General features: G+C 41.6%; 2 protein-coding genes. Both read right to left on the bottom strand.

All coding sequences use genetic code 11. The features are described from left to right. Window positions 1–1,336 (bottom strand): response regulator (locus VB714_RS27090; RefSeq protein WP_323228437.1); only part of this gene is annotated, 1,336 nt, incomplete at its 3' end. A gap of 24 nt (window positions 1,337–1,360) precedes the next feature. After that, the coding region (locus VB714_RS27085) for a response regulator (RefSeq protein WP_323228435.1) at window positions 1,361–2,395 on the bottom strand (1,035 nt) is incomplete at its 5' end.

Below are 2,395 nucleotides of genomic sequence, written 5' to 3'. Positions count from 1 at the left end.
AGTCAATCAGTTCCGCAGAGAGTAAGAGGGTTTTAATCTGTCCGAATTTAGTGCGAAATTCGACTTCAAGATTGCGAAGGATGCCTTCTTCTTCTGTCAGTTTGCGATGAAAGAGATCGCGCTGTTGAGGATGTACCCATATTTTTAAATCTCGAGCGCAAAAGCCGATAATTTCGCTGCGACTATAACCCAATAACTCGAAAAAACTTTCGTTAGCATCAAGATATCTCCCCTCGGGAAAGGTTTTTAAAGCAATAGCATGAGGACTGGAACTAAAGGCTTTGGCAAATTTTTCTTCTGAGATACGCAGGTTTTCTTCTGCCTGTTTTTGCTGCACGATCGTTCCCAGTTGTGCGGCGATCGTCACAACCAGGTCAAACCAATGGCGATCGCGCTCTCGATCGGTACTGAAAAATGCTAAAACCGCCAATACTTTTGGCTTTGTTTCTGGAGAGCGATCGTTAAGTTTCGGATTATTTAAAGACTGTGTAATAGTCACTGGAACGGCTAAAACTGTCTTAAATCCACTCTCTTGAGCGAGATGAGCGCGGGTAAAAATATCTGGAGAGAGAATTGACAAATCGTGCAGCCATTCCGGTTGACATTGATGCCATACTCGTCCGATTAATCCTTGCTCTTTGTCTAAACTAATTGTGGCGCTATTTTGTTGAAATTTGGCGATCGCTTCGAGTTGGTCTGAACGTTGCTGATTTCCCGACCAAGTTCGAGCGCAGTGTAGAGAGGCTGAATCTTTTTCGATCCACGCTTCTGCATAAGATGCGTGAAGCGTTTGACAAAGACGACTTAAGGCTTCTTCTAAAGCGGTTTCAAAGTCTGGGCAACGGGTGAAAGAACGACTTAATTCTAGCAGCAATTGCGTTTCTTGTTGAGCAATTGAACGCTGATTAATTTCTGCTTTGAGTTGAGTATTTTGCGTCTCGAGTTGCTGTTGTAGTTTGCGAATTGTAAGTTGATGATCGATGCGAGCTAACACTTCATTAGCTTGAAAAGGCTTAGTAATATAATCTACTCCTCCCGCCTTAAATGCTCTAACTTTTTCATCGGCGCGATCGATAACACTAATAAAAATAATGGGAATATTCTCGGTGCGCCGATCTTTTTTGAGTCGTTCGCAAACTTCATAGCCGTTGATTTCCGGCATGAGAATATCGAGTAAAATCAGATCGGGAGGTGAGGCAAAAGCGGCATTTAGGGCTAACTCCCCGGAAATAGCACGACGGACGCGATAGCCTTGATTTTGTAATAATCGTGCCAAAAATTTTAGGTTGCTGGGTTGGTCGTCAACAATAAGAATTGTAATGGTTTCGTTATTCATAAACTTAGTTACATTAATAGTCAATTATTCTTGAATTACAATTTTTTTTGTTATACGAACGATAATATCAAACCGAGAATTTTCATATAGTTCTCGTAACTGTTCTGCTAGATCGGGAGAGCGATCGTTGATTTCTTCAATGAGTTTCAGAGTCATTTCTTCATTAATTTCATTGGCATAATGATAGAGATTTTCAAGCCAAGATTGAGGCATTTTTTTGAATTCTGAGAGAAAAAATGACTCCGATTGTTTAGATGCGGCAGCTTTTCGATTGAACTTTTCTGTCGAACCGAGATTTTCAAAACGGTAAAACACCCCCAGATGAGTCGCTATTTTCTCAAGTAAAGTCGTTTCTTGAAATGGCTTATGAATAAAATCGTTGCACCCTGCTTCTAACATTATTCCCCTTTGTTCTTCAAAAATGCTGGCTGTTAAAGCAATAATAACAACGGATGATTGTTCCTTGTTCTCTATTCGCTGTTCTCTTTCCTTTTCGCGCAGCCGAATTTCTTGGGTGGCTTCATAGCCATTCATAACCGGCATTCGCGTATCCATGAGGATTAAATGGGGATTCCATGCTTCCCATAAGGCGATCGCCTCTTGACCATTCATCGCCTCTCGAACCTCAAAACCAATCGGTTGCAGTAATTTCTTGATCAGCAGACAGTTTTCTCGCGTATCATCAACCGCCAAAACTCGATAGGCGATCGCGGTATCTTTCAAGCCAATAACGCGCTGGAGTGGGATTTTGCTTGTGGGAAGCGTATTAATAACTGAGGGCGTAATGTAAAATTCAAATATACTACCTTTACCCAAACAACTGCGAAGTTCAATTTCACCGCCCATCAAAGTGATAAACTGGCGAGTAATTGTGAGTCCTAAACCCGTTCCTTCTACCGATTTTCGTCCCGCTTCAGCTTGTACGAAGGCCTCAAATAAATGTTCAATTTCTTCTGTTGCAATACCGCATCCAGTATCTTCTATTGCAAAATAAATTTTACTATTTTTAATTATTTTTTGCTCCCCCCCAACTCCCCCATCACCCCCAACTCCCCCGTC

This window comes from Spirulina sp. 06S082, from assembly GCF_034932145.1.
Taxonomy (GTDB): domain Bacteria; phylum Cyanobacteriota; class Cyanobacteriia; order Cyanobacteriales; family Spirulinaceae; genus CCY15215.
This window is presented reverse-complemented; position numbering and strand designations above follow the sequence as displayed.